The 24431-nt window shown below is 69.1% G+C and carries 23 protein-coding genes; 9 read left to right on the forward strand and 14 right to left on the reverse strand.

Features of this window, described 5'->3' with window-relative positions; all coding sequences use genetic code 11:
* Positions 1 to 51: 51 nt before the first annotated feature.
* Complete coding sequence (locus H4281_RS11405; protein ID WP_182890823.1) at positions 52 to 528, reverse strand: Rv2732c family membrane protein; 477 nt, start codon at positions 526 to 528, stop codon at positions 52 to 54.
* Positions 525 to 2006, reverse strand: coding sequence for a tRNA (N6-isopentenyl adenosine(37)-C2)-methylthiotransferase MiaB (miaB, locus tag H4281_RS11410; RefSeq protein WP_182890824.1), 1482 nt, complete (start codon positions 2004 to 2006; stop codon positions 525 to 527). The genes H4281_RS11405 and miaB overlap by 4 nt, the downstream gene beginning before the upstream one ends.
* A gap of 245 nt (positions 2007 to 2251) precedes the next feature.
* On the opposite strand from miaB, the gene H4281_RS11415 reads away from it, so the two are divergent.
* Positions 2252 to 2962 carry a heparin lyase I family protein gene (locus H4281_RS11415; protein ID WP_182890825.1) on the forward strand — a complete coding sequence of 237 codons (711 nt, stop codon included), beginning with the start codon at positions 2252 to 2254 and terminating at the stop codon, positions 2960 to 2962.
* 19 nt (positions 2963 to 2981) lie between these two features.
* Positions 2982 to 3899 (forward strand): TAXI family TRAP transporter solute-binding subunit, encoded by a 918-nt coding sequence (locus tag H4281_RS11420; protein ID WP_182890826.1) that lies wholly within the window; start codon positions 2982 to 2984, stop codon positions 3897 to 3899.
* Here the strand turns inward: H4281_RS11420 and H4281_RS11425 are convergent.
* Complete coding sequence (locus H4281_RS11425) at positions 3896 to 5281, reverse strand: sensor histidine kinase (protein WP_182890827.1); 1386 nt, start codon at positions 5279 to 5281, stop codon at positions 3896 to 3898. The two genes, H4281_RS11420 and H4281_RS11425, sit on opposite strands and share 4 nt — an antisense overlap.
* Positions 5282 to 5284: 3 nt before the next feature.
* Entirely contained in the window at positions 5285 to 5953 is a 669-nt protein-coding gene (locus tag H4281_RS11430) for a response regulator transcription factor (RefSeq protein WP_182890828.1), read from the reverse strand.
* A gap of 280 nt (positions 5954 to 6233) precedes the next feature.
* On the opposite strand from H4281_RS11430, the gene H4281_RS11435 reads away from it, so the two are divergent.
* The 4 genes from H4281_RS11435 (at position 6234) to H4281_RS11450 (ending at position 9619) form a co-directional block, all read left to right on the forward strand.
* Positions 6234 to 6962: an amino acid ABC transporter ATP-binding protein gene (locus H4281_RS11435; protein WP_182890927.1), complete on the forward strand. Its 729-nt coding sequence runs from the start codon at positions 6234 to 6236 to the stop codon at positions 6960 to 6962.
* Positions 6963 to 7091: 129 nt separating this feature from the next.
* Positions 7092 to 7997 carry a glutamate ABC transporter substrate-binding protein gene (locus tag H4281_RS11440; protein ID WP_182890829.1) on the forward strand — a complete coding sequence of 302 codons (906 nt, stop codon included), beginning with the start codon at positions 7092 to 7094 and terminating at the stop codon, positions 7995 to 7997.
* An 84-nt stretch (positions 7998 to 8081) separates the two neighbouring features.
* Positions 8082 to 8729 (forward strand): amino acid ABC transporter permease, encoded by a 648-nt coding sequence (locus tag H4281_RS11445; protein ID WP_182890830.1) that lies wholly within the window; start codon positions 8082 to 8084, stop codon positions 8727 to 8729.
* A complete protein-coding gene (locus tag H4281_RS11450; protein WP_182890831.1) occupies positions 8726 to 9619 on the forward strand; it encodes an amino acid ABC transporter permease in 894 nt (297 codons plus the stop codon). The genes H4281_RS11445 and H4281_RS11450 overlap by 4 nt, the downstream gene beginning before the upstream one ends.
* Positions 9620 to 9686: 67 nt before the next feature.
* On the opposite strand, the gene H4281_RS11455 is transcribed toward H4281_RS11450, so the two are convergent.
* From H4281_RS11455 to H4281_RS11480, 6 genes are all read right to left on the reverse strand, one after another.
* The gene (locus tag H4281_RS11455) at positions 9687 to 10028 is read right to left on the reverse strand and encodes a VOC family protein (protein ID WP_182890832.1); all 342 of its coding nucleotides are present in this window, start codon (positions 10026 to 10028) and stop codon (positions 9687 to 9689) included.
* Positions 10029 to 10779: 751 nt separating this feature from the next.
* Entirely contained in the window at positions 10780 to 11532 is a 753-nt protein-coding gene (locus H4281_RS11460) for a succinate dehydrogenase/fumarate reductase iron-sulfur subunit (protein ID WP_182890833.1), read from the reverse strand.
* On the reverse strand, positions 11529 to 13445 hold the full coding sequence (locus H4281_RS11465) for a fumarate reductase/succinate dehydrogenase flavoprotein subunit (RefSeq protein ID WP_182890834.1): 1917 nt from the start codon (positions 13443 to 13445) through the stop codon (positions 11529 to 11531). Before H4281_RS11465 ends, H4281_RS11460 begins: the two co-directional genes overlap by 4 nt.
* A gap of 58 nt (positions 13446 to 13503) precedes the next feature.
* Positions 13504 to 14334 carry a succinate dehydrogenase subunit SdhC gene (gene sdhC / locus H4281_RS11470; RefSeq protein WP_182890835.1) on the reverse strand — a complete coding sequence of 277 codons (831 nt, stop codon included), beginning with the start codon at positions 14332 to 14334 and terminating at the stop codon, positions 13504 to 13506.
* Positions 14331 to 14618: an Rv0250c family protein gene (locus H4281_RS11475; RefSeq protein WP_182890836.1), complete on the reverse strand. Its 288-nt coding sequence runs from the start codon at positions 14616 to 14618 to the stop codon at positions 14331 to 14333. Before H4281_RS11475 ends, sdhC begins: the two co-directional genes overlap by 4 nt.
* Positions 14619 to 14905: 287 nt before the next feature.
* Positions 14906 to 15805, reverse strand: a complete 900-nt coding sequence (locus tag H4281_RS11480; RefSeq protein ID WP_182890837.1) for a helix-turn-helix domain-containing protein — start codon at positions 15803 to 15805, stop codon at positions 14906 to 14908.
* Between the two features lie 267 nt (positions 15806 to 16072).
* Between H4281_RS11480 and edd the strand changes: the two genes are divergently transcribed.
* Together edd and eda are read left to right on the forward strand one after the other, a co-directional pair.
* On the forward strand, positions 16073 to 18013 hold the full coding sequence (edd, locus tag H4281_RS11485) for a phosphogluconate dehydratase (protein ID WP_182890838.1): 1941 nt from the start codon (positions 16073 to 16075) through the stop codon (positions 18011 to 18013).
* A complete protein-coding gene (gene eda, locus H4281_RS11490; RefSeq protein WP_182890839.1) occupies positions 18010 to 18633 on the forward strand; it encodes a bifunctional 4-hydroxy-2-oxoglutarate aldolase/2-dehydro-3-deoxy-phosphogluconate aldolase in 624 nt (207 codons plus the stop codon). Before edd ends, eda begins: the two co-directional genes overlap by 4 nt.
* 63 nt (positions 18634 to 18696) lie before the next feature.
* Here the strand turns inward: eda and H4281_RS11495 are convergent, their stop codons facing one another.
* The 4 genes from H4281_RS11495 to H4281_RS11510 form a co-directional block, all read right to left on the reverse strand.
* The gene (locus H4281_RS11495) at positions 18697 to 19215 is read right to left on the reverse strand and encodes a regulatory protein RecX (RefSeq protein WP_182890928.1); all 519 of its coding nucleotides are present in this window, start codon (positions 19213 to 19215) and stop codon (positions 18697 to 18699) included.
* Positions 19216 to 19652: 437 nt separating this feature from the next.
* Positions 19653 to 20696: a recombinase RecA gene (gene recA / locus H4281_RS11500; RefSeq protein WP_009075062.1), complete on the reverse strand. Its 1044-nt coding sequence runs from the start codon at positions 20694 to 20696 to the stop codon at positions 19653 to 19655.
* 250 nt (positions 20697 to 20946) lie between these two features.
* Positions 20947 to 21141 (reverse strand): DUF3046 domain-containing protein, encoded by a 195-nt coding sequence (locus H4281_RS11505; RefSeq protein ID WP_037713086.1) that lies wholly within the window; start codon positions 21139 to 21141, stop codon positions 20947 to 20949.
* Positions 21142 to 21175: 34 nt separating this feature from the next.
* Positions 21176 to 23005, reverse strand: a complete 1830-nt coding sequence (locus tag H4281_RS11510; RefSeq protein ID WP_182890840.1) for an Hsp70 family protein — start codon at positions 23003 to 23005, stop codon at positions 21176 to 21178.
* Positions 23006 to 23146: 141 nt separating this feature from the next.
* Between H4281_RS11510 and H4281_RS11515 the strand changes: the two genes are divergently transcribed.
* Positions 23147 to 24355, forward strand: coding sequence for a putative hexosyltransferase (locus tag H4281_RS11515; protein WP_182890841.1), 1209 nt, complete (start codon positions 23147 to 23149; stop codon positions 24353 to 24355).
* The last annotated feature ends 76 nt before the right edge of the window (positions 24356 to 24431 follow it).

The following is a 24431-nucleotide window of genomic DNA, read 5'->3' on the forward strand; positions in this document are numbered from 1 at the left end:
GGGGGAATCAGAGTCCGTGAGGGTCCCCTCACCGCCCTTTGCCGGAAGCGGTCAGTTGCGCGAAAAAGCCGTCCGCATCCAGAGCGTCGCCAGGATGATCGTCGCGATCCACGCCACGATCATGCCGATGCCCGGACCGTCGCCGGACGCTCCGCTGGCGTGCGCGGACTGCTGCGACCAGATCGCCAGCAGGCCGTCGACCGAGGCGAACCAGCCGCCCGCGGCGCAGCACCACGCGACCCACCAGCGGCGCGACACGAGCGCGACCGCGCCGATGAACACGCCGACCCCGGTGGACGTCACGGCGAACAGCTGCGGGACCCCGCCCGCCTGGCCGGCCAGCGTCTCCCAGCCCGCGCGGCCCTGGGCCCACGGCAGGATCTGGGCCACCAGCAGCACGAACATCAGCACCGAGATGGTGAACCCGCGCCTGCCCAGCTCCACCGTGCGCGCGACGCGGCGGCCCGCGTCGTCGATCTCCTCGCTCAGCCTGCGGTCGACCTCGGCCGGCGTTCCCGGTTCGCTCATCCTGCACACCCACTCACCGGGGCCGGCTGCGCCGCCGGGGCTCCGAAGCCCGGCAGTCCCAGGGTGACCCCGCTCGTCTTGGGCCGAAGACCGGCTTCGGCGTTGTCGCCCGCTCGCGTGCGGCGATGCGTCAGAAGGTCTCCGTCGGCGACGAGGTGATGCGGCGCGCCGTAGCTGATCACCGTCTCCACGACGTCGCCCGGCCGGACCGAGCGGTCGACGGCCGAACCGGTCGGCGTGAAGTGCACCAGCCGTCCGTCTCGGGCCCGCCCGCTCATCCGGTGCGTCTCCGCGTCCTTGCGCCCCTCGCCCGCGGCGACCAGCAGCTCGACCCGGCGGCCGACCAGCTTGCGGTTCTCTTCCCAGGAGATCTCGTTCTGCAGCTCGACCAGCCGGTCGTAGCGCTCCTGCACGACCTCCTTCGGCAGCTGCTCCGCCATTTCGGCGGCGGGCGTGCCGGGGCGCTTCGAGTACTGGAAGGTGAACGCGCTGGAGAACCGCGCGGCGCGGACGACGTCGAGCGTCGCCTGGAAGTCTTCCTCGGTCTCGCCGGGGAACCCGACGATGATGTCGGTGGTGATGGCGGCGTCCGGCATCTTGGCGCGCACCTCGTCGAGGATGTTCAGGAACCGCGTCGACCGGTACGACCGGCGCATCTCGCGCAGCACCCGGTCCGAACCGGACTGCAGCGGCATGTGCAGCTGGTGGCAGACGTTCGGGGTCTCGGCCATCGCGTCGATCACGTCCGAGGTGAACGCGGCCGGGTGCGGCGAGGTGAACCGCACGCGCTCCAGCCCGTCGATCCCGCCGGTCGCGCGCAGCAGCTTGCCGAACGCGAGCCGGTCCCCGAATTCGACGCCGTAGGAGTTCACGTTCTGGCCCAGCAGGGTCACCTCGAGCACGCCCTCGGCGACCAGCGCCTCGACCTCGGCCAGGATCTCGCCGGGACGGCGGTCGCGCTCCTTGCCGCGCAGCGACGGCACGATGCAGAACGTGCAGGTGTTGTTGCAGCCGACCGAAACCGACACCCAGCTCGCGTAGGACGATTCGCGGCGCGCGGGCAGCGTGGACGGGAACGTCTCGAGCGATTCGAGGATTTCGACCTCGGCCTCGGCGTTGTGCCGCGCACGCTCCAGCAGCGCCGGCAGCGAACCGATGTTGTGCGTCCCGAAGACGACGTCGACCCACGGCGCGCGCTTGACGATGTCGCCGCGGTCCTTCTGCGCGAGGCACCCGCCGACGGCGATCTGCATGTCCGGATTGGCGACCTTGTCCGGGCGGAGGTGCCCGAGGGTGCCGTAGAGCTTGTTGTCCGCGTTCTCCCGCACGGCGCAGGTGTTGAACACGACCAGATCCGGCTTCGCCTGCCCGGGAGCGGGGACGTAGCCGGCTTCCTCGAGCTGCCCGGCGAGCCGTTCGGAGTCGTGCACGTTCATCTGGCAGCCGAACGTGCGGATCTGGTACGTTTTCGCGTTCATCGCCGTCCAGACTAAACCCCGCGGCCGAGGGCGGACCCGGCACCCGCCCGGCGGACGCAATGCGGCGGTATCCGCGACGCGCCTCGCCGAGCATTCCGCTAATCGGGAAATGTGCCGTTGACCGGGAACGAAAATGCACCGGACCGGATGTCGCCGAACAATTTTCGCTATTGTTTTCCGCGCCCGCCCGAAGATAAGATCACCGCCATTGTTCCGAATCGGACCGCCGCCGCTATGGAGGAAAAGTGCGCAAGGTTTTCGCCTGCTCCGCGGCCGCTGTCGCGAGCACGCTCGTCGTCGCCGCGCTGGCGGCCGCCCCGGTCGCCGCGGAACCGGTTCCGCAATCGGTCACCTGGTCGGCCGACCCCGCCGACGGCGTCGGCGCGTTCAACTCGATCCAGTGCGCCGACGGCCACTTCAAGACCGCCGACTCCGTGAAGGGCAAGGTGTGGGTCGCCGAGCAGCTCGCCAAGGAGGAGCGCTGCGAGGCGGTCGGCCCGGATCTCGCCGCGGGCAAGACCTTCTACCTCGGCTGGTCGTCGAAGTACCGCATCACCGACTCGACCAGCCGGTACGTGTTCCAGCTGAAATGCAGCCCGAGCACCGGCACCGCGAACCATCCGATCGTCCTCAAGATCTCCGGCGGCCAGCTCCAGCTGGAGGAGTGGACGACCGACCACACCAGCGTCAAGCTCTGGAACGCGCCGGTCTCGAACGACCAGTGGCACGACATCGCGTTCCGCATCTCCACCGACCGGACCGAGGGCACGATCCAGTTCTGGTTCGACGGCAAGCGCCAGACGTTCTTCGACGGATCGACCACCTACACCGGCACCACGATCGACGGGGACCGGAACTACCTGAAGTGGGGCGTCTACCACCAGGCCGACGAGACGGCGACGCAGTGGCTCAGCAAGATCCGCATGGGCGACAGCCTGGCCGACGTCACCGGCTGACCTCTGGCACCATCGCTGCATGCGATGGAGGCTGACGGCGGCGCTGGCAGTGCTCATGGTGCTGCTGAGCGGGTGCGGGCCGAGCTTCGCGAACCTGCACCTGCGCGTCGCGGCCGGGTCGGCGGGCGGTGTCTACCACGATCTGGCCGGGCCGCTGGCGTCGGCGTGGGCGGGCGAACTCGGGATCGAGACGCCCGAGGTGCTCGCCACCCAGGGGTCGCGGGACAACCTCAACCGAGTGCTCTCCGGGGGCGCGGACGTCGCGTTCGTCGCCGCGGACCTGGCCGCGGACGCGGCGGCCGCGCACCCCGGCAAGCTCGCCGCGCTGGCCCGCATCCACGACGACTACCTGCACATCGTCGTCCGCAAGGACTCGCCCTACACCGCGGTGTCCATGCTGCGCGGCCACCACATCGCGGTCGGCTCTCCCGAGTCGGGCGTCGAGTACATCGCCGACCGGGTGCTGAAGGTCGCCGGGCTGAAAGGCGCGGTCACGGTCAACCAGCTGAGCCTGGAGGATTCGCTCTCCGCGCTCGAGAACCGCAAGGTCGACGCGATGTTCTGGTCCGGCGGGCTGCCGACGCCGCTCATCACCGAGTACAACCGCAAGGTCGGGCTGCGGCTGCTCGACATGTCCAATCTGATGCCGGGCATGCAGCGGTTCAGCCCGGTGTACGGCACCGCGACCATCCCGGGCAGCACGTACGACCAGCCCGGCCCGGTCACGACGCTCGTGGTGCCGAACTTCCTGGTCGTGCCCACCTCGATGTCCGCCGACGTCGCCGAAGCGCTCACGAAGGGCCTGTACGACGCCCGGCCGCAGCTCGCGGCGGTCAACCGGGCGGCGTTGTCGATCGACGTGCACCCGGGCATCGAAACCGGGCCGCTGCCGTTGCATCCCGGCGCGCTGGCGTACTACCGCGCGGAGAAGGTCTAGCGCTCGAGCGGGAAGTCCATCGCGATCCGCAGCCCGCCGCCGTCGGGCAGGGACAGCTGGAGCTCGCCGCCGGAATGCCGGACGATCTCGGTCACGATCGCCAGCCCCAGCCCCGATCCGGGCACGTTCTGGTGTGCCGTGCTCCGCCAGAACCGGTCGGCCGCCCGCTCCAGTTCGTCCTCTCGCAGCCCGGGCCCGTGGTCGCGGACCGAAACCGTCACGCGGTCTCCGGCGACGCTCGCGGCCACCTCGACCGAAGTGCCGGAGGGGCTGAACTTGAGCGCGTTGTCCAGCAACGCGTCGAGCACGACCTCCAGCCCGCGCGGCGGCACGAGAACGCGCGCGCCGTTGACGTTCACCGCGCTCTCCAATGAGACCTCGCGAGCCGCTCCGACCACCGACCAGTCGGCGACGCGATCGGCGATCACCTCGGCGAGGTCTTCGGAAACCAGCTCGCCGCCAGCGGACTCCGCACGGGCCATGGACAGCAGCTCGTCGAGGATCTGGTTCAGCCGCTTGGCGTCCACCTGCGCCGCTTCGAGATCGGCCGCCGCGGCTTCGTCGGTGACCTGGCCGTCGAGATTGCCCAGCCGGATCTTCAACGCCGTCAACGGATTGCGCAGCTGATGCGAAGCGTCGGCGACGAACGCACGCTGCGCGGCCAGCGCTTCCGACACACTCGCCGCCATCCGGTCGAACGACCGGCCCAGCTGCCGCAGCTCCGGCGGACCGCCGCTCTCCCCCACCGGTTCCGCCTCGCGGCCGCTGACCACGGACGCGACCAGCGCGCCCGTCGCCTCGTCCAGCCGCCGGACCGGGCGCAGCGTCCAGCGCACCACCGGCAGCGCGACGAGCAGCGCGAGCCCGAACGCGACCAGCGCGCACGCGGCCAGCAGCAGCCACTGCCACAGCAGCTGGGTGCGGACGTGATCGGTCGCCGACTCCGTCACCACCGCGCCGCGCACCTCGCCGTCGATGAGGATCGGCTCGGCCAGCACCAGCGGCTTGCTCGCCCACGGCATCAGCAAAGGCCCGGCTTCGGGCGGACGGGCGGCCAGCGCCTCGTTCACCGGCACCCGGATCGCGGTCCGGTCGACGGCGCCGCCCACCGAGCTCAGCACCGGATCGCCGTCCTGGTTCACCACGACCACTTTCACGCCGTACACCTCGGTGTACCGGCGCAGCTTCGGTTCCAGCAGCCCGAGCTGGTTGTCGAGCAGCGGCCGCTGGGCGAGCGAGGCGAACCGCGAGGTGTCGGTGAGCCGGTCGAGGAAGAGCTTCTGCTGGAGGCTGCTCGCGATGCTGAGCGCGAGCGGGATGCCGAGCCCGAACACGAGCAGCGCGACGAGCGTGACGACGATGCCCTGCAGCCGGACGCGCATCGGTCAGTCCCGCCGGCTGCCCAGCCGGTAGCCGACGCCGCGCACTGTCTCGATCAGCGCCGGACGGCCGAGCTTCGTGCGCAGGGTGGCGACGTGTACGTCCAGCGAACGGCTCTCCGCCGCGCCGCGGTGCCCCCACACCTCGTTCAGCACCTGCTCGCGGGAGCACACCGCGCCGCCCGCCGCCGCGACCAGCGCGAGCACCTGGAACTCCTTGCGGGACAACGCGATCGGCTCGCCCGCGACCAGCACCTCGTACCGGGCGAGGTCGATCCGGACGTCGCCGACCTCCACCACCGGCACGGACGGCGCGGGCCGTTCGACGCGCCGCCGCCGCACCGCTTCGACACGCGCGAGCAGTTCCTCCACGTCGTACGGCTTGACCAGGTAGTCGTCGGCGCCGGCGCGCAGCCCGTGGACCCGGTCGTTCACCTCGCCGCGCGCGGACACGACGATCACCGCCACGTCGCTGACCGCGCGGATCTGGCGGCACAGCACCACGCCGTCGACGTCGGGAAGCCCCAGGTCGAGAAGGATCACGTCGACGTCGTGGACCCGGTCGAGCACACCTGCCCCGGACGGCAGCCGCTGCATGGTGAGCCCGCGGCGGACCAGCGCGGGCACGAGCGCCCCGGCGACCCGGTCGTCGTCTTCCACCAGCAGCACGCGCACGCTTGCTCCTCCCCGGTGATCCAGACCACGGTAGCCGGACTCTAGGGCGCCGCGGCACGCGGACACGGTGCGTGGCGGCCGCCACAGTCCCGACTAGGCTGAACGCCGCCACGACGGCCGCATCCGATACGTAGTTGAAACCCTAAGTATTGCTCAAGCCGTCTTTACAAGAGATGTCCCGGTAGTAGGTTTCCGCAAGCGTTGCGGAACCCCGGTTCCGCGGACGCCGCTGACCAACGGAGCTCTGGAGGCCACGATGACCACCGAGGTGGCGACGCCGATGATCAAGGCGGCCGCCGTGAACAAGTACTTCGGCGAGCTGCACGTGCTGCGCGAGATCACGCTCGAGGTGCCGCGCGGCCAGGTCGTCGTCGTGCTCGGGCCGTCCGGGTCGGGCAAGTCGACGCTGTGCCGCGCGATCAACCGGCTCGAGCCGATCAACTCCGGCGAGATCGCCGTCGACGGCGTGCCGCTGCCCGCCGAGGGCAAGGCGCTCGCCGCGCTGCGCGCCGACGTCGGGATGGTCTTCCAGCAGTTCAACCTGTTCGCGCACAAGACGATCCTCGAGAACGTCATGCTCGCGCCGGTGAAGGTGCGCAAGACCGCGCAGGCCGAGGCTCGCAAGACCGCGATGGAACTGCTCGAGCGCGTCGGCATCGCGAACCAGGCCGACAAGTACCCGGCCCAGCTGTCCGGCGGCCAGCAGCAGCGCGTCGCGATCGCCCGCGCGCTCGCGATGAAGCCCAAGGTGATGCTGTTCGACGAGCCGACCTCGGCGCTGGACCCGGAAATGGTCCAGGAGGTGCTGGACGTGATGACCGGGCTGGCGAAGGACGGCATGACCATGCTCGTGGTCACGCACGAGATGGGCTTCGCCCGCCGCGCCGCCGACCGCGTCATCTTCATGGCCGACGGCGAGATCGTCGAGGACACGACGCCGGAGGAGTTCTTCACCAAGCCGAAGTCCGACCGCGCGAAGGACTTCCTCGGCAAGATCCTGACCCACTGACCCGTTCGGGGGAATCCCCCGGCGCCCCGCGGCCGAGGTGGCTGTAATCGGCCGTGTCCACCGGCGCTACCCCGACCGGTACCGACGTTCCCGGACAGATTTTCCCGGACAGATATTGGAGAGACTGACATGAGGATCCGCACCCTCGCGGCCGCTCTGCTCGCCGGCGGGCTGCTGCTCACCGCCTGCGGCAAGGAAGGCACCCCGGCCGGTTCCGGCGGGGACGCCAACAGCAACGCCGCGGCGCTGCCGACCTACGAAGTGGCGAAGGACGTCAAGCTCGACGGCTCGCCGATCTTCAAGAAGATCCAGTCCGCGGGCTCGATCACCATCGGCGTCAAGGACGACCAGCCCGAGCTGGGCCAGAAGGACCCGAAGACCGGCAAGTTCCAGGGCTTCGACATCGAGATCGCCCGGATGGTCGCGGCGGGCCTCGGCATCAGCGAGGACAAGATCAAGTACACGACGGTCGACTCGGGTGCCCGCGAGCAGGCCATCTCCAACGGCCAGGTCGACCTCTACGTCGGCACCTACACCATCAACGACAAGCGCAAGAAGCTCGTGTCGTTCGCCGGCCCGTACTTCCAGGCCGGGCAGGACCTGCTGGTCCGCAAGGACGACACCTCGATCACCGGCCCGGAGACGCTGAAGGGCAAGAAGGTCTGCTCGGTCACCGGGTCGACCCCGATCCAGCGCGTGCGCGAGCAGAAGCTGACCGACCAGATCGTCGAGTTCCAGAAGTACTCGCAGTGCGTGGAGAAGCTGACCACGAAGGACGTCGACGCGGTCACCACCGACGACGCGATCCTCAAGGGCTACGCGGCGCAGGACCCGGACAGCTTCAAGGTCGTCGGCAAGCCGTTCTCGAAGGAGCCCTACGGCATCGGCCTGAACAAGGACGACAAGGTGCTGCGCGACAAGATCGACGACCTGCTGCAGGCCGCCGAGACCAACGGCACCTGGAAGAAGATCTACGACGCCACCCTCGGCAAGTCCGGCGCGCCCGCGACGCCGCCGGCCATCGAGCGGTACTGACCTGATCCGGCGGCCGGTGGGCGAAGCTTTCGCCCACCGGCCGCCGCACACCCACTATCGGCACACGGACGCGGGGAAGGCTCCATGGACGTCCTGCTCGACAATCTGGACCTCTTCGGTCCGTTCTTTCTCACCACGATCGAACTGTTCCTGATCGCGGGGGCGTGCAGCCTGGTGCTGGGCACGATCCTCGCGATGCTGCGGGTGAGCCCGGTCCCGGTGCTGCGCGCGATCGGCACGACGTACGTGACCGTCCTGCGCAACACGCCGCTGACGCTGGTGTTCGCGTTCCTCGTGTTCGCCTACCCGCTGCTCGACATCGTCAAGATCGACTACTTCCCGACCGCCGCGGTGGCGCTGACGATCTACACGTCCGCGTTCATCTGCGAGGTCGTGCGCTCGGGCATCAACACGGTGCCGCTCGGCCAGGCCGAGGCGGGCCGCGCGCTGGGCCTGTCGTCCGGGCAGATCCTCGGCGGCATCGTCCTCCCGCAGGCGCTGCGGTCGGTCGTCCCGCCGCTCGTCAGCATGCTCATCGCGCTGCTGAAGAACACGACGATCGCCAGCGGGTTCTCGGTCGCCGAGGCCGGCGCGATCCGGCAGTACGTGTCCGAACGCGGCGACAACCAGATGATCGCGCTGCTGTGGGTGGCACTCGGCTTCATCATCCTCGTAGCGGTGCTGTCGCTGGTGCAGCGCAGCCTGGAGAAGCGCTGGAGCGTGGCCCGATGAGCACGGTTCTGTTCGACACCCCGGGCCCGAAAGCGCGGGCGCGGCACCGGATCTACGCGGTGCTGGGCATCCTCGTGGTGGCAGCGCTGATCGCGTTCATCGTCTACCGCTTCGTCGACAGCGGCCAGTTCGCCGGGCGCAAATGGGAGTGGCTGCAGTACTCCCAGGTGCAGAGCGACCTCGCGAACGCCGTCCTGGCGACCGTGAAGGCCTTCGCGCTGGGCGCGGTGCTGGCCATCGTGTTCGGCGCGGTGTTCGCCGCCGGACGGCTGTCCGACCACGCGTGGGTGCGCGGGATCTGCACGTTCGTCGTGGAATTCTTCCGCGCGATCCCGCTGCTGATCCTGATGTTCCTGTTCTACTACGGCCTCCCGACCCTCGGCATCGACACGTCGCCGCTGTTCGCGGTGGTGCTCGGCCTGACGCTGTACAACGGCTCGGTGCTGGCGGAGGTGTTCCGCGCGGGTATCCAGTCCCTGCCGAAGGGCCAGAGCGAAGCCGCGTACGCGCTCGGCATGCGCAAGACCCAGGTGATGTTCACGGTCCTGCTGCCGCAGGCGCTGCGCGCGATGCTGCCGACGATCATCAGCCAGCTGGTCGTGCTGCTCAAGGACACCGCGCTCGGCTTCCTCGTGACGTACCCGGAGCTGCTGTACTACGCCCGCTACATCGGCAGCCAGGGCGCCTTCGGCCGCCCGATCGTCCCGTCGACCCTCGTGGCGGCCGCGATCTACATCGCGATGTGCCTGCTGCTGACCGCGCTCGCGACTTACCTGGAGCGGCGCAACCGGCGCAGCAAGAAGCACATCGACACGGACGCCGGCATCGAGCAGGCGGGGCTCTCCGCTGCCGCGAGCAGCAACGTGCTCGGGGGCGCTGGACCTGCCTGACGGTTCGTTCCGTTCTCGCTTGAAGCCCCTGGCGCTGCTTCCCTTGCAGCGCCAGGGGCTTCTTGTTTTAGCCGTGTGCTGTCGGGTGCCGCGGCTGGTACAGGGGCAGCACGCTGCCGCTGGGGAGGCGGATCGACACACGTGTGCCCCATGCCGCCGTGGTCGCCTCACCGTCCGCTTCGGCTCCCTTCTCGGTCAGCTGCCGGACTGTTTCGTCCAGGTTGTCGCACATCAGGTAGAGCTCTTGCTGCGGCGCTCCTTCTGTCGGATGCACGGCTAGTTCCGCTGGGGGCAAACGGAAGATGAGCCAGCCTTCGCCCGCGTCGATGTGGCCTAGCAGGCCCTTGAGGAACTCTCGGTCCGCTGCCGGGTCTTTGCTGTAGAGGATGACGTGCGCGCCGGTGATCATCGTTCCTGTCCTCTCGAGAAGTCCTTTGCGGGCAACGGAAATCGACCTTCCGGCGGTCGAGCCGATCGAGTGATGCCGTCCGGTAGCCGGTCCTGCTAACGTTGATTTCGTTGAAGTAAGTACATCGCATGTGATGCGAGCCCGCGAGCGTTCTCGTTGCGGCCGTCGCGATTCCCTTTTCTCTCCCAGTGCGTTGGCCAACGCACTGGTCGGTGCGGCCTCGCTCTGCGCGCGGTGAGATCACGCTGCCCGGACAAGGGAATCGCGGCGTCCGCGCGGACGACAGCTGCCGGGATCGGTGCATCGACCTGCCGTCAGGACCAGGCTTATCAACCAAGAAGGGACCGCTTATTGCCCAACCACAACTGAATACGCCCGCAGCGCACGCGCGCAGAGGCTCTCGGGCGGGAACTCAGCCCCCGCAATCCGCGGGTAAGCTGGCCCGCGGTCGGCAAGAGCACGGAGCCGCCGTCTTCGAGCAAGCGAGCCCGCCGTAGGCGACACCGCAGGCCCACATCGCGCGAACGAGCAAGCCCGCCGTCAGCAAGTGCACGGGACCGCCGTCGGCGAAAGAGCAAGCCTGTGCCACGGACAAGCAGACCTGCTGCCCGTAGACGACCGACCCGCCTCATGCGGACAAGCAGGCCCGCCGTCCGCAACCAGACAGGCCTGCCTCCCGCGATTGGGACACGCCCGCGGCCTCACACCACCGGGCCCGCACCGGCGAACCCAGCCACCTCGGCGGCGGACGTCACCGATTGCGCCGGAACAGCTTGTCTCCCAGCCAGACAATCGGGTCGTACTTGCGGTCGGCGACGCGTTCCTTCATCGGGATCAGCGCGTTGTCGGTGATGTGGATGCCTTCCGGGCACACCTCGGTGCAGCATTTGGTGATGTTGCAGAATCCGAGCCCGTGCTCGTCCTGTGCGGCGTCGCGGCGGTCGGCGACGTCCAGCGGATGCATCTCCAGTTCGGCGATCCGCATGAGGTAACGAGGTCCGGCGAAGCTCTCCTTGTTCTCCTCGTGGTCGCGCACGACGTGGCAGGTGTTCTGGCACAGGTAGCACTCGATGCACTTGCGGAATTCCTGCGAGCGCTCGACGTCCACCTGCTGCATCCGGTACTCTCCGGGCTTCAGCCCCTCCGGCGGGGTGAAGGACGGGATCTCGCGTGCCTTCGTGTAGTTGAACGACACGTCGGTGACGAGGTCGCGGATCACCGGGAAGGTGCGCATCGGCGTGACCGTCACGACCTCGGCCTCGGTGAACGTCGACATGCGCGTCATGCACAACAGCCGCGGTTTGCCGTTGATCTCCGCCGAGCAGGAGCCGCATTTGCCTGCTTTGCAGTTCCAGCGCACCGCGAGATCCGCGGCCTGGGTGGCCTGCAGCCGGTGGATGATGTCGAGCACGACCTCGCCCTCGTTCACCTCCACGGTGAAGTCCTGCAAGTCGCCGCCGGTCGCGTCGCCTCGCCACACGCGGAACTTCGCCTGGTAGCTCACGCGGTCCTCCCGGGGTGGGTCTCCAGCTCGCCGTCGGTGAAGTACTTGCCCAGCTCGTCGAGTTCGAACAGTTCGAGCAGGTCGGGCCGCATCGGCACCTGTTCCTTCACGGTCACGTCGACGTCCGGCACGAGCGGGTTGTCGCCCGGCTGCGCGGCGCAGACAAGCAGCCGGTGCCGCCATTCCGCGTCCATGGACGGATAGTCGTCACGGGTGTGGCCGCCGCGGCTTTCAGTGCGGGTCAGCGCCGCGCGGGCGACGCATTCGCTCACCAGCAGCATGTTCCGCAGGTCGAGCGCGAGGTGCCAGCCGGGGTTGAACTGCCGGTGGCCCTCCACCGTGACCTGCCCGACCCGCTGCCGGATGTTCGCGAGTTTTTCCAGCGCCTGGCGGATTTCCCCGGCCTTGCGGATGATGCCGACAAGATCGTTCATCGACTGCTGCAGCTCGGTGTGCAGCGTGTACGGATTCTCCGGCGTGCCGTCCGCGGGCGGGTTGAACGGTTCGAGCGCCATCGCGGCCGCGGCGTCCACATCGGACTGCGAAACCGCGGGCCGGTCCTTGAGGCCGTCCACATAGGACGCCGCGCCCAACCCGGCTCGCCTGCCGAACACGAGCAGGTCGGACAGCGAGTTGCCGCCGAGCCGGTTCGAGCCGTGCATGCCGCCGGAGCACTCGCCCGCGGCGAACAGGCCGGGGACGCTCGCCGCGCCGGTGTCCGGGTCGACCTCCACGCCGCCCATCACGTAGTGGCAGGTGGGACCGACCTCCATGGCCTCCTTGGTGATGTCGACGTCGGCGAGTTCCTTGAACTGGTGGTACATCGACGGCAGCCGCCGCTGGATCTCCTCGGCGGGCAACCGGCTCGCGATGTCGAGGAACACGCCGCCGTGCGGGGATCCGCGCCCCTCCTTGACCTCGGAGTTGATCGCCCGCGCCACCTCGTCGCGCGGCAGCAGGTCCGGCGTGCGGCGGTTGTTCTCCTGGTCGGCGTACCAGCGGTCGGCCTCGCTCTCGCTGTCCGCGTACTGGCCCTTGAACACCTCGGGCACGTACTCGAACATGAACCGCTTGTCCTCGGAGTTCTTGAGCACCCCGCCGTCGCCGCGCACGCCCTCGGTGACGAGGATGCCCTTGACGCTCGGCGGCCAGACCATCCCGGTCGGGTGGAACTGCACGAACTCCATGTTGATCAGCTTCGCGCCGGCACGGAGGGCCAGCGCGTGCCCGTCGCCGGTGTACTCCCACGAATTCGACGTCACCTTGAACGATTTGCCGATGCCGCCCGTCGCGAGCACCACCGCGGGCGCCTCGAACAGCACGAACCGGCCGCTCTCGCGCCAGTAGCCGAACGCGCCGGCGATCGCGCCGTTGTCCAGCAGCAGTTCGGTGACCGTGCACTCGGCGAAGACCTTGATCCGCGCCTCGTAGTCGCCGTACTTCTTGAAGTCTTCCTGTTGCAGCGAAACGATCTTCTGCTGCATAGTGCGAATGAGCTCGAGCCCGGTCCGGTCGCCGACGTGCGCGAGCCGCGGATAGGTGTGCCCGCCGAAGTTGCGCTGGCTGATCCGCCCGTCCGCGGTGCGGTCGAAGAGCGCGCCGTACGTCTCCAGTTCCCAGACGCGGTCCGGCGCTTCCCGAGCGTGCAGCTCGGCCATCCGCCAGTTGTTGAGGAATTTCCCGCCGCGCATGGTGTCGCGGAAGTGCACCTGCCAGTTGTCGTTCGAGTTCGCGTTGCCCATCGACGCCGCGCAGCCGCCCTCGGCCATCACCGTGTGCGCTTTGCCGAAAAGGGATTTGCACACCACCGCGACGCTGAAACCGCGTTCGCGCGCTTCGATCACCGCGCGCAGACCGGCGCCGCCGGCACCGATCACCACCACGTCGTAGCTGTGCCGTTCGACCTCGGTCATGGAATAAGCCACCTCACGAGCTGGGGAGAACTGCCTTGCGCTGCTGGATTTCCGGGGGTCAGCCCACGAATCGCAGGTCCGAGATCGCGCCGCTGGACACGAGCATCACGTAGAAGTCGGTCAGCACGAGCGTGCCGAGCGTCGTCCACGCGAGGGTCATGTGCCGGGTGTTGAGCTTCGTGACCTGCGTCCAGATCCAGTACCGGACGGGATGTTTCGAGAAATGCTTGAGCCGCCCGCCGGTGACGTGCCGGCACGAGTGGCAGGAGAGCGTGTACGCCCACAGCAGCACGACGTTCAGCACCAGAATCACGTTGCCGAGCCCGAAGCCGAACCCGGTGGGACTCTGGAAGGCGACGACGGCGTCGTAGGTGTTGACGAGCGAGACGACGCACGCGACGTAGAAGAAGTACCGGTGCACGTTCTGCACGATCAGCGGCAGCCGCGTCTCTCCGGTGTAGCGCGCGTGCGGTTCGGCGACCGCGCAGGCCGGCGGGGAAAACCACACTGAGCGGTAGTAGGCCTTGCGGTAGTAGTAGCAGGTCAACCGGAACCCGAGCAGGAACGGCAGCACGAGCACGCCGAGCGGCAGCCAGGACGGCATTTCGCCGAACCAGTGCCCGAAGTGGCTTGAGCCCGGGACGCAGGAGGTGGACACACACGGGGAGTAAAACGGCGTCAGATAATGGTATTCGGGCACCCAGTAGGCAGTGCGCACGAATGCCCGGACAGTCGCGTAAACGACGAAGGTGGCCAGCCCCAGCACAGTGAGCAGGGGCGACAGCCACCACCGGTCGGTGCGCAGTGTCCGGGCGGCGAGCAGCGCCCGCCCCGGCGCTCGAACGCCGGTGCGGGCGCGGCTGACGTCGTTGTCAGCGGGGGCGCTCACCGCTGGTCGCGCTTGTAGCCACCGACACCTTCGTCGTCGGCGCCGCTCCACAGCGCCGGATCGTAGGGAGTATCGGGGACAGGAACGCGTTCGACGGGTTTCGCCTGCGCGGGCACAGCGGGCGGGTGCCCGTCCAGATCCGCGCTGTCGATGTCGAGCCGCTCGACGTCGTTGGCCAGCCGGCGCACCGCGGACGCGTCGCCGTAGCGCGATCGCAATGCGCCCACGCACTGCCGCAACTGGCCGATGGTGCGCCGGAGTTCGGCGATCTCTGTGGTGGACATCGGAAGCCTCCCTGGTGGTGGGGCCGGCAGTTCGGGTGACGATCAACGTCGCCAGGTACGACTCTGCCTCGCGCGGTGCACTGTGACAAGTAGCACATTTACCAGAGCGGGGCATGTTGTACCTGTTGACCTGGGGATTTCTCGCCAGATAGGGGCCGAAAGTGGGGTCCGGGACGACGCCGGGACGTCTGACGCGCAAATCGAGCCGCCGATGCCGGTTCGCCGATGAGCGGGACGCGCTCGCGACAGACAGAGAGTTATCCGGAGCTCACCCCACGCAACAGCCGCTAGTCAGCTGGATCCTCGCCCGTCAAGAGCTTCGTCAGTCCGGTCTCGTTCGCGAGCCGCTGGGCTTTCACCTCCTCCGCGAAACCGGCAGCTGCGGCCGACAGATGGTGCAGTGAATCCTCGAAGGCCAGCGCGGACTCGGCCAGCCGCTCGATGATGTCCGCGTACGGGGCGGCTTCCCGGCCGGCCAGGAAAACGCCCGCGCGTTGGTGCGGGCAGTACACGACGTCGGTCGCGTCCCGCAGTCGGTACCGGCTGAACGCGCCCTCCGTCACGACCTCGCTCGGGACGACCTGGATCTTCACCGTCTGCGCAACCTCCATGAGGTACCGCACCTGGCGCAGCATCACCTCGGCATCACCGAAGTGCTGCCGCAGCGCCTCAGTACCGACGAATATCCGCGCCTCGACTGGGTCCGCTCCGAACAGAACCTCGTTGCGGCTCAAGCGATTCCCGACGACGTGCTCCAGGATTTCGTTGTCCCACAGGGTCGGGCCGAACACCAGCCGCGCGTAATCGGGGATTTGCAGCAGCTCCGGGATCTGCAGCGGAGCCCACACGGTCATCGACTCCGCGTGCCGCTCGTGGCCGGCCACCATCGTGTAGTGCGCCGTGTCCGCCTGCGACCCGTACATGATCCAGCTCGACCCGGCCAGTTCACGTGTCAGTTCCATGATCCGCGTCTTCTCCTCGCCGACCACTCCGAGCGCGCCCAGCAACCCGGCCACGTCCTCCAGCGTCGGAACCTCCTCGCCCAGTTCCCAGCTCGACAGCTGCGCCGAGTCGACCCCGACCCACCGCCCCAGTTCGCGCAAACCGAGGCTCGCCTCGATCCGGGCATTCCGCAACGCCATGCCCAAAGCACGCTCACGCTCGTCGGGCATCTCCGAATCTCGCATCCACCGTCACCTCCAGCCGCGGATAGTGCCTGTTTCACATTGATGACGCCCATCGACCGTCAGCAGCCGCAGACACCGGCCGCATACCGCGGCTCAGCGGCAGCGTCCGGCAGTCCGCCGACAGCGGTGCACCCGCCCGACGACCCCGCAAGGGGTTTCTGAATCGATTTTGTTTCCGGAGGGTTTTCGGGTTACCGTGTGCACCGTCACGTTCCCGCGACGCCAGCGCCGCCGTCTCGCGAACCCGTCACGAGCCGGGAGCTTGAGATGAGCAGCAGCCCGAACCCGACCGCCGCGGTGCACCGCGTGCTTGCCGACGTCACCGACCGGATCGCCGAGCGCAGTGCGGACACGCGGGCGGCGTACCTCGCCCGCAGCGCGGCCGCTTTCGAGGAGGGCCCGGTCCGCCGCGGCCTCGCTTGCAGCAACCTCGCACACGGATTCGCCGCCATGGACGGCGTCGACAAGCAGGCGCTGCGCCAACTGCGCGCACCTGGCGTGGCCATCGTTTCCTCCTACAACGACATGCTCTCCGCACACCAGCCGATGCAGGAATACCCGGCGTGGCTGAAGAAGTCGGTCCGCGAAGTCGGCGGCGTCGCACAGTTCGCGGGTGGAGTGCCCGCGATGTGCGACGGCATCACGCAGGGACGGCCGGGCATGGAGTTGTCGCTGTTCAGCCGTGAGGTGATCGCGATGGCGACGGCGATCGCGTTGTCCCACGACATGTTCGACGCGGCGTTGCTGCTGGGCGTGTGCGACAAGATCGTCCCGGGGCTGTTGATCGGCGCGCTGTCGTTCGGGCATCTGCCCGCGGTGCTCGTGCCTGCCGGTCCGATGAACTCGGGCTTGCCCAACAAGGAAAAAGCCCGGGTGCGGCAACTGTACGCGGAGGGGCTCGCGACGCGGGAAGACCTGCTCGACGCGGAAGCCGCGTCGTATCACTCAGCCGGCACCTGCACGTTCTACGGCACCGCCAACTCGAACCAGATGGTCGTCGAGGTGATGGGCCTGCACCTGCCGGGCGCGAGCTTCGTGCCGCCTAATACGCCGTTGCGCAAGGCGCTCACCGAAGAGGCTGGGCGACGCGTCGTCGAACTGTCCCGGGGCGAGGCGTACACGCCGATTTCGCAGGTGCTGGACGAAAAAGCGTTCGTGAACGGCATCGTGGCGCTGCTGGCCACGGGCGGGTCGACGAACCACACGATGCACTTGGTGGCGATCGCCGCGGCGGCTGGGATTCAGCTGAGCTGGGACGATTTCTCGGATCTGTCGGCGGTCGTTCCGCTGCTGGCGCGCGTGTATCCGAACGGCAGCGCGGACATCAACCACTTCCACGCGGCGGGCGGCATCCAGTTCCTCGTCGGCACGCTGCTCGACGCGGGCCTGCTGCACGAGGACGTGCTCACTGTCGCGGGTCCCGGGCTGCGCCGGTATACGCAGGAGCCGATCTTGTCGGACGGCGAACTGGTGTGGCGGGACGTGCCGACGCGAAGCCTCGACGAAGAGGTGCTGCGTCCGGTGTGGCGGCCGTTCGCGCCGGACGGTGGGCTGCGGATGGTGGAAGGCAACTTGGGCCGAGCGGTTACGAAGGTGTCGGCGGTCGCCCCGGAACACCGCGTCGTGGAGGCACCGGCGCGAGTGTTCACTTCGCAGGAGGCGTTCCGGGTCGCGTTCGAGGCCGGGGAGCTGGACCGGGACGTGGTCGTGGTGCTGCGTCAGCAGGGTCCGCAGGCGAACGGAATGCCGGAGCTGCACGGTCTGACGCCTGCGTTGGGGGTGTTGATGGACCGGGGGTTCCGGGTCGCGCTGCTCACCGACGGACGGATGTCGGGTGCGTCGGGCAAGGTGCCTGCCGCGATTCAGGTGACGCCGGAGGCCGCGGTGGGCGGGCCGATCGCCCGGATCGCCGACGGCGACGTGGTCCGGTTCGACGCGCGGTCCGGATCGCTGGACGTGCTGATCGCGGACGACGAACTGGCGCGCCGGGACCTGACGGACGCCCCGCCGTCGGAGGCCGCGTGGAGCGGGACCGGGCGGGAGCTGTTCGGGGCGTTGCGGCGCGCGGTCGGGCCCGCTGACCAGGGCGCGAGCGTGTTCGGCGCGCTCACTCCGGAGCTGGACCTCGCCCGGGGCGTTCCGCCATTCGGAAGCGGGACAATGGGCGAGTCCTCGTACGCTCTCCAGACCCAGGAGGTCGGTCAGTGACCACCGGCACGGACCTGCTCACCCTGTCCCCCGTGATGCCCGTCGTGGTGATCGACGACGTCGGCGACGCGGTGCCGACGGCCCGCGCCCTGCTCGCCGGCGGGATCGGGGTGATCGAGCTGACGCTGCGCACGCCGGTCGCGCTGACCGCGATCGAGCGGGTGGCCGCGGAGGTGCCGGACATCGTCGTGGGCGCCGGCACGGTGACGTCGCCGGAGCAGGCGAAGCAGGCCGCCGACGCGGGCGCGAAGTTCCTGGTGACACCAGGCTGCACGGACTCGGTGCTGGACGCCGCGTTCGCCACCGGGCTGCCGTTCCTGCCCGGTGCGAGCACGGTGTCGGAAGCGATGCGGCTGGCCGAACGCGGATTGAGCGCGCTCAAGTTCTTCCCGGCGGAGGCCAGCGGGGGCGCGGCGTTCCTGAAGTCGATCGCCGGACCGCTGCCGCAGTTGCAGTTCTGCCCGACCGGCGGGATCACGGTTTCGTCGGCCCCGTCGTACCTGGCGCTGCCGAACGTCGGCTGCATCGGCGGCTCGTGGCTGACACCCGCGAAGCTGTTGGCGGCCAAGGACTTCGCCGCCGTCGAGAAGCTGGCCGCCGAGGCCGCCGCGCTGCGCTGAGCTGTTCCGGAAACCCGTCGTCTCCGCGCTGGAGGCGGCGGGTTTCTTGGCGCCGCGGCGCGGTCAGTCGACCGTCACGTCGTCCAGCATGCTGGCTTCCGCCCCGAATTCGCGAAGCTCGTCGCGGATCACCGTGTACGCCATGCCCTGCGGATAGCCCTTTCGCGCGAGGAACCCGAGCAGCCGGCGGATCGCGGTCTGCTCGTCGACGTTCCCGAGCGACCCGAGGCGCTTCCGCACGAGTTCGCGAGCCCGTTGTTCCTCGGAGTCCCGATCGACTTCCTCCGCCGCCTGCGCCGCGATCTCCCCGTCGACGCCCTTGCGCCGCAACTCCGCGACCAGCGCCGTGCGCGACAGCCCCTGGTTCGCGTGCCGGTTGCGGACCCAGGTTTCGGCGAACTCGGCGTCGTTGACGAGACCGGCGCGGTCGAGCTTGCCGAGCAGGGTTTCGACGGTCTCGCTGTCGAACCCCTTGCGCTGCAACGCCTGCCGCAGTTCGTCCGCTGTCCGCGGCCGGGCGGCGAGGAGGTCGAAGCAGATCTCCTTGGCCTTCTTGGCCCGCTCCTCCGGAGGCAACTCCATCGGATCGACCTTCGGTGTCCTGGCCACGACCGCACTCCTCTTCCCGGCGCCGCCGCTGGAACGACGACACCGTCACCTCTACCGTTTCCGCCGCCCGACACCACAGCACGACACCGGCGCGAATCCCGGCGGACGATAGCCGCCGAACTCGCACAGGCTCGGACCGGCAAGCCCAGCACCGGCAACCTCTGACAGCCCTGCGCACGCAGCCCCGGGCCGATCCGGCATACCGCGCCGACCGACCCGTCCGCGAGCCGCTGAACCACGCCCGCCGTCCCGCGGAAACCTTCCGCGCAGGACAACAACGCTCCACCGTATCCGGAACACCGCCACGCCCCGGCGAGGCTGTCGCGAGAGACCGCATCGGGTTCAGCGGCGGCCCAGCGTTCGGCCCGAGCACCGGGGAGGGAACCTGCCGATCCCCTCCCCTCCCCGGATCAGAAGTCGACCGGCGCGGGCACTGCCTCGGCTTCGGCGTCGACCTGCGGGCCGATGCCGAGCTTTTCCTTGATGCGCTTCTCGATCTCGTTGGCGATGTCCGGGTTGTCGCGCAGGAACCGGCGGGCGTTCTCCTTGCCCTGGCCGAGCTGGTCGCCCTCGTACGTGTACCAGGCGCCCGACTTGCGCAGGATGCCCTGGTCGACGCCCATGTCGATGAGCGAGCCCTCGCGCGAGACGCCCATGCCGTAGAGGATGTCGAACTCGGCCTGCTTGAAGGGCGGGGCCACCTTGTTCTTGACGACCTTCACGCGGGTGCGGTTGCCGACCGGCTCGCCGCCGTCCTTGAGCGTCTCGATGCGGCGCACGTCGAGCCGGACCGACGCGTAGAACTTCAGCGCCTTACCACCGGTGGTGGTCTCCGGCGAGCCGAACATGACGCCGACCTTCTCGCGCAGCTGGTTGATGAAGATCGCGGTGGTGCCGGAGTTCGACAGCGCACCGGTGATCTTCCGCAGCGCCTGGCTCATCAGGCGGGCCTGGAGACCGACGTGCGAGTCGCCCATCTCGCCCTCGATTTCCGCGCGCGGCACGAGGGCCGCGACGGAGTCGATGACCAGGATGTCGAGCGCGCCGGAACGGATCAGCATGTCCGCGATCTCGAGCGCCTGCTCGCCGGTGTCCGGCTGGGACACGAGCAGCGCGTCGGTGTCGACGCCGAGCCGCTTCGCGTACTCCGGGTCGAGCGCGTGCTCCGCGTCGATGAACGCCGCGATGCCGCCGTTGCGCTGGGCGTTGGCCACCGCGTGCAGGGCGACCGTGGTCTTACCGGAGGATTCCGGTCCGTAGATCTCGACGACCCGGCCGCGCGGCAGGCCGCCGATGCCGAGGGCGACGTCGAGGGCGATCGCGCCGGTGGGGATCACGGCGATGGGCGGCCGGGACTCCTCGCCGAGGCGCATCACCGAGCCCTTGCCGTACTGCTTGTCGATCTGCGCAAGGGCGAGCTCGAGCGCCTTGTCCTTGTCGGGTGCTGCTGGCATGGAAGTCCACCTCGCTGGTTGGGGCCTGTGTGTGTTCGGTTGTCCAGATCAAGCTTGTCCGGGGTCCAAGCTCTGTCCGGTCCGACGCTACGGGGAGGGACCGACAATTCCAGGCGCGGCGACCGATCTGTGGATCGCTGGCCCCGTTGTGCACAACACCATAGACGAACAGATGTTCGAGGCTCGCGGCGACACGCCCATGCGCCGCGGTTTTCGCCCTTCGCGCCGACCGGAACCGGCAAACCCCAGGTCAGCGCCGTTCCGGCGGCACCTCGAACTCGACGCAGACCGCTCGCCAGATCTCCTTGGCCGGCGTTCCCGCGCTCAGCGCCTCTTCGACCGTGCGCCCGCCGAGCCCGCTGAACACGTGGTCCTTGGCGAGCATCTCGGCGCGTCCGGACCCGAACTCCTCGGCCATCAGCCGTCGGAACACCGTGATACGCATCGGGCGAATGCTAGCTTTCCCGCGCGAACGGGGATCACTCCCCCGGCTGGACGCTCTGTTCGAAGTAGTCGGCCAGCGCGCCCGGAGTGGCCGCCTGCCCGCCGGAATTCACCTGATAGAGGAAACCGACGAGAGGCCGGTCCTTCACGGTGAACACGAGGACCGCCGACGACTGCCCGGCCGCCGCCGCGTAGTGCCCTTCGAGCGCGTTGCCCTTCCAGTCCGCTTCGGTGCGGTCGCCGCCCGCGGAGGAGAGCAGTCCGTCGGTGTACTGCTTCAGCTCCGCTGCCGACTGTCCCTGCACGTACGTCACCTGAGTGCCCGCGCGCCCCGGCGCGGCGCATGTCGCCGCGGTCCCGAGACTCTTCGCCGGCGCGGCGGGGCCGTTGCCCATGCCGGGAGCACAGCCGCCGTTGTCAGCGACCTTGCCGGCGAGCTGACGCATGCAGCCGGTCAGGCCGGACGAGTCGGCTTGGCCCGGCGTACGGCACTCATCGGCGGTGTACGTCTTCACCGACGAACCCTGTGTTGTCAGGAACACAGTCAATCCCGCGGCGAGCACGACCACCACAGCTGCCGCGATGCCGATCAACAGCTTGGTGCGGCTCTTCTTCTCCGGCTTCGCGGGCGTGTACGTCGGGAAGTTGGACGGTGCCGGCGAAGGTTGGAACGGCGGCATCTGCTGTGGCTGCGTCGGCGAGTACGCCGGGTAGCCGCCCTGCGGCGCAGCAGGCGGCGCGTACGGCGCACCTGACGCCACTTGGCCCTCGACGTTCTGCGTACGCATCGACAGTCCGTCTTTAGCGACGTGCTGTGCACCCAGCGCGACAGCCGTCTCAGGCTGGTCGAGACTCGTGGGGACGACGCCGAGCTTCTCCGCGATCATCGACCCGACCAGCGGCAACCGGCTCGAACCGCCGACGAGGTAGATACCGGCGAGACGATCCGAAGTCAGCCCGGCCGAACGCAAGGTCCGCGAGAGCAGCTCCACGCTGCGCAGCATTGCCGGACGCACCAAGCCTTCGAGCTCTCCGCGCGTGACGAGCACGTCCTTGAACGGCTCCGGCATCGGCACCTCTGTCTGCGGATGCCGAGACAGTGCCTCCTTCGCGGCCTTCACGTCTTCTTGCAGCGCGCGTCGCGTACGCCGGTCCGCAGTGGACTCGGGGCGAAGCAGCCGCTGCCAGCGCTGCGGGTCCGAGTGCGACACCTCACGTCCTACGTGGACCATCAGCGCCTGGTCGACGTCGAGGCCGCCGAGGTCGGGCAGACCGTCCTCGGCGAGCACTGTGTAGCCGTTCTGGTTCGCGCCGACGACTGCGACGTCGAAGGTGCCCGCGCCGAGGTCGTACACCGCGAGAGCCTGCCCTGGAGCCAAGGCGCGCTCAGGGAACGACGCGAAGTGCGCAGCAGCCGCGACCGGCTCCGGCACGAGGACCACGTTTCCGCGAATGCCGGCGAGCCGTGCCGCGCTCAGCAGCACGTTGCGGCGCACCGGACCCCACTGCGCGGGGTGGGTGAGCCGCACCTCGTCGGGCTGCTCGCCGCCGAGCTGGCGCGTGGTCTCGTCGAGCACCCGGCGCAGGATCGCGGCGAGCGCTTCGTTGACCGGCACGACGTCTGTGCCGAGCAGCAGCGTCTGCTCGTCGATGCGCCGTTTAGGGTTGGGCTCGAACCGTGTCGGGTCGAGCCGCGCACGACGTTCGGCGTCCCGGCCGACCATGAGCGTGCCGTCTTCCCCGGCGAACACCGCGGAGGGCATGTTGGCCGACCCGTCGACCTCGACGACGCGTGGCGGCCTGCCGTGCGCGGAAAGGACGGCAACGGTGTTGGACGTCCCGAGGTCCACCGACAGGATCCGCACAGTAATTTCCCCTCGACTCAAGCAGCGCTGGCGGAGATGCTGCCACGTGCCCGGTCACCGTGCGTGCGGACCCGCGAAACTCGCGGCGCGCGCAACCCCGGGAACAAACGGAACGTCTCGTCTTCCGAGGACGGGGAGGCAATGACAGAGCTAGCGGACAAGACCCGCCGGGAGCAGTTCGAACGGGCGGCGGCGGACGGCCCGGCGCACTCGTTGCGGGTCGCGGCGGGCAGATGGAGCCGCTCCGGCTACGTGCGCGCGGCAGTGCTGTACCTCGTCGTGCGGGTGGTCGGCCTCGGCGCGCTCGCCGCCATGGCCGCGCCCCGGGACCTGCCGCTCGGCGACCGGCTGCAGTCCTGGGACGGCTGGTGGTACCTGCAGATCGCGGAGCACGGCTACACCGGCGTGAGCAATCCGCTCGACGCTGCCGGGCTGCCGTATCCCGACGCGTCGTACGGCTACTTCCCGTTGTATCCGGCGCTGACCGGGCTGCTCGAGAAGCTGCCCGGGGTGACGTACTTCGGGGCGGGCCTCCTGCTGTCGACGCTCGCCGGGATCGCGGCGGCGACGGCGATGTACCGGATCGGCCGGCTCGTCCACAGCCAGCGGGCGGGGTTGCTGCTCGCGGTGTTGTGGGGCGCCGCGCCGATGGCGATCGCCGAGAGCATGGTGATGACCGAGGCGCTCTTCACCGCGTTCGCCGCGTGGGCGCTGGTCGGCGTGCTCGAACGCCGCTGGTACCTCGCCGCGACCGCGACGTTGTTCGCCGGGCTCACCCGGTCCACGGCGTGTGTGCTGGTCGCCGTCGTGGTGATCGCCGCGGCCATCGACGTGTGGCGGAACAGACAGCGGTGGAACGCGCTCGTGTGCGTCTTCGTCGCGCCGCTCGGCCTGCTCGGGTACTGGACGTTCGTCGCGGTGAAGACCGGCAGTGTGACCGGCTGGCAAGACGTGGAGCTTCGCGGCTGGAACACGCGTTTCGACGCCGGGGCCGAAGCCTGGCGGTGGATCACGCAGACGCTTTTCACCTCGGGCAACGCGTGGGAAACGCTCGTCGTGCTGGTGATGGTCGCGGCGATCGCGCTCGCGGTTGTCTGCGTCACCGGACGCCGGATGCCGTGGCCGCTGGCCGCGTACGCGGCGGGCGTCCTGGTGCTGGTCCTGTGCAGTGCCGGGCTGCCTGCCCTGAAGTCGAGGTTCGTCCTCCCCGGCTTCGCGCTCCTGCTGCCCGTCGCGATGGGGCTGGCCGGGCGCAAGAAGTCCACGATGATCGCCGCGGCGACGGTGTTCGTGCTGGTCGGGGCCTGGTACTCGGCTTATTCGCTGACCGTGTGGAAGTACGCGATCTGAGCCGATCGCCTCACCCACACGAGGGGATCCGGACCGGAGCCCGCTGCCGGGGCCCCGGAAATTGTCGGGGGCGCCG

The sequence above is a fragment of the Amycolatopsis dendrobii genome, assembly GCF_014145675.1.
Classification (GTDB): Bacteria; Actinomycetota; Actinomycetes; order Mycobacteriales; family Pseudonocardiaceae; genus Amycolatopsis; species Amycolatopsis dendrobii.

Excerpts from the sequence above, each read along its gene's own strand:
- H4281_RS11405 (WP_182890823.1), bottom strand. The coding sequence starts at position 528 with ATGAGCGAACCGGGAACGCCGGCCGAGGTCGACCGCAGGCTGAGCGAG.
- miaB (WP_182890824.1), bottom strand. The coding sequence starts at position 2,006 with ATGAACGCGAAAACGTACCAGATCCGCACGTTCGGCTGCCAGATGAAC.
- H4281_RS11420 (WP_182890826.1), top strand. The coding sequence starts at position 2,982 with ATGCGATGGAGGCTGACGGCGGCGCTGGCAGTGCTCATGGTGCTGCTG.
- H4281_RS11425 (WP_182890827.1), bottom strand. The coding sequence starts at position 5,281 with ATGCGCGTCCGGCTGCAGGGCATCGTCGTCACGCTCGTCGCGCTGCTC.
- H4281_RS11435 (WP_182890927.1), top strand. The coding sequence starts at position 6,234 with ATGATCAAGGCGGCCGCCGTGAACAAGTACTTCGGCGAGCTGCACGTG.
- H4281_RS11440 (WP_182890829.1), top strand. The coding sequence starts at position 7,092 with ATGAGGATCCGCACCCTCGCGGCCGCTCTGCTCGCCGGCGGGCTGCTG.
- H4281_RS11445 (WP_182890830.1), top strand. The coding sequence starts at position 8,082 with ATGGACGTCCTGCTCGACAATCTGGACCTCTTCGGTCCGTTCTTTCTC.
- H4281_RS11450 (WP_182890831.1), top strand. The coding sequence starts at position 8,726 with ATGAGCACGGTTCTGTTCGACACCCCGGGCCCGAAAGCGCGGGCGCGG.
- H4281_RS11455 (WP_182890832.1), bottom strand. The coding sequence starts at position 10,028 with ATGATCACCGGCGCGCACGTCATCCTCTACAGCAAAGACCCGGCAGCG.
- H4281_RS11465 (WP_182890834.1), bottom strand. The coding sequence starts at position 13,445 with ATGACCGAGGTCGAACGGCACAGCTACGACGTGGTGGTGATCGGTGCC.
- H4281_RS11475 (WP_182890836.1), bottom strand. The coding sequence starts at position 14,618 with ATGTCCACCACAGAGATCGCCGAACTCCGGCGCACCATCGGCCAGTTG.
- H4281_RS11480 (WP_182890837.1), bottom strand. The coding sequence starts at position 15,805 with ATGCGAGATTCGGAGATGCCCGACGAGCGTGAGCGTGCTTTGGGCATG.
- edd (WP_182890838.1), top strand. The coding sequence starts at position 16,073 with ATGAGCAGCAGCCCGAACCCGACCGCCGCGGTGCACCGCGTGCTTGCC.
- H4281_RS11495 (WP_182890928.1), bottom strand. The coding sequence starts at position 19,215 with ATGGAGTTGCCTCCGGAGGAGCGGGCCAAGAAGGCCAAGGAGATCTGC.
- recA (WP_009075062.1), bottom strand. The coding sequence starts at position 20,696 with ATGCCAGCAGCACCCGACAAGGACAAGGCGCTCGAGCTCGCCCTTGCG.
- H4281_RS11505 (WP_037713086.1), bottom strand. The coding sequence starts at position 21,141 with ATGCGTATCACGGTGTTCCGACGGCTGATGGCCGAGGAGTTCGGGTCC.
- H4281_RS11515 (WP_182890841.1), top strand. The coding sequence starts at position 23,147 with ATGACAGAGCTAGCGGACAAGACCCGCCGGGAGCAGTTCGAACGGGCG.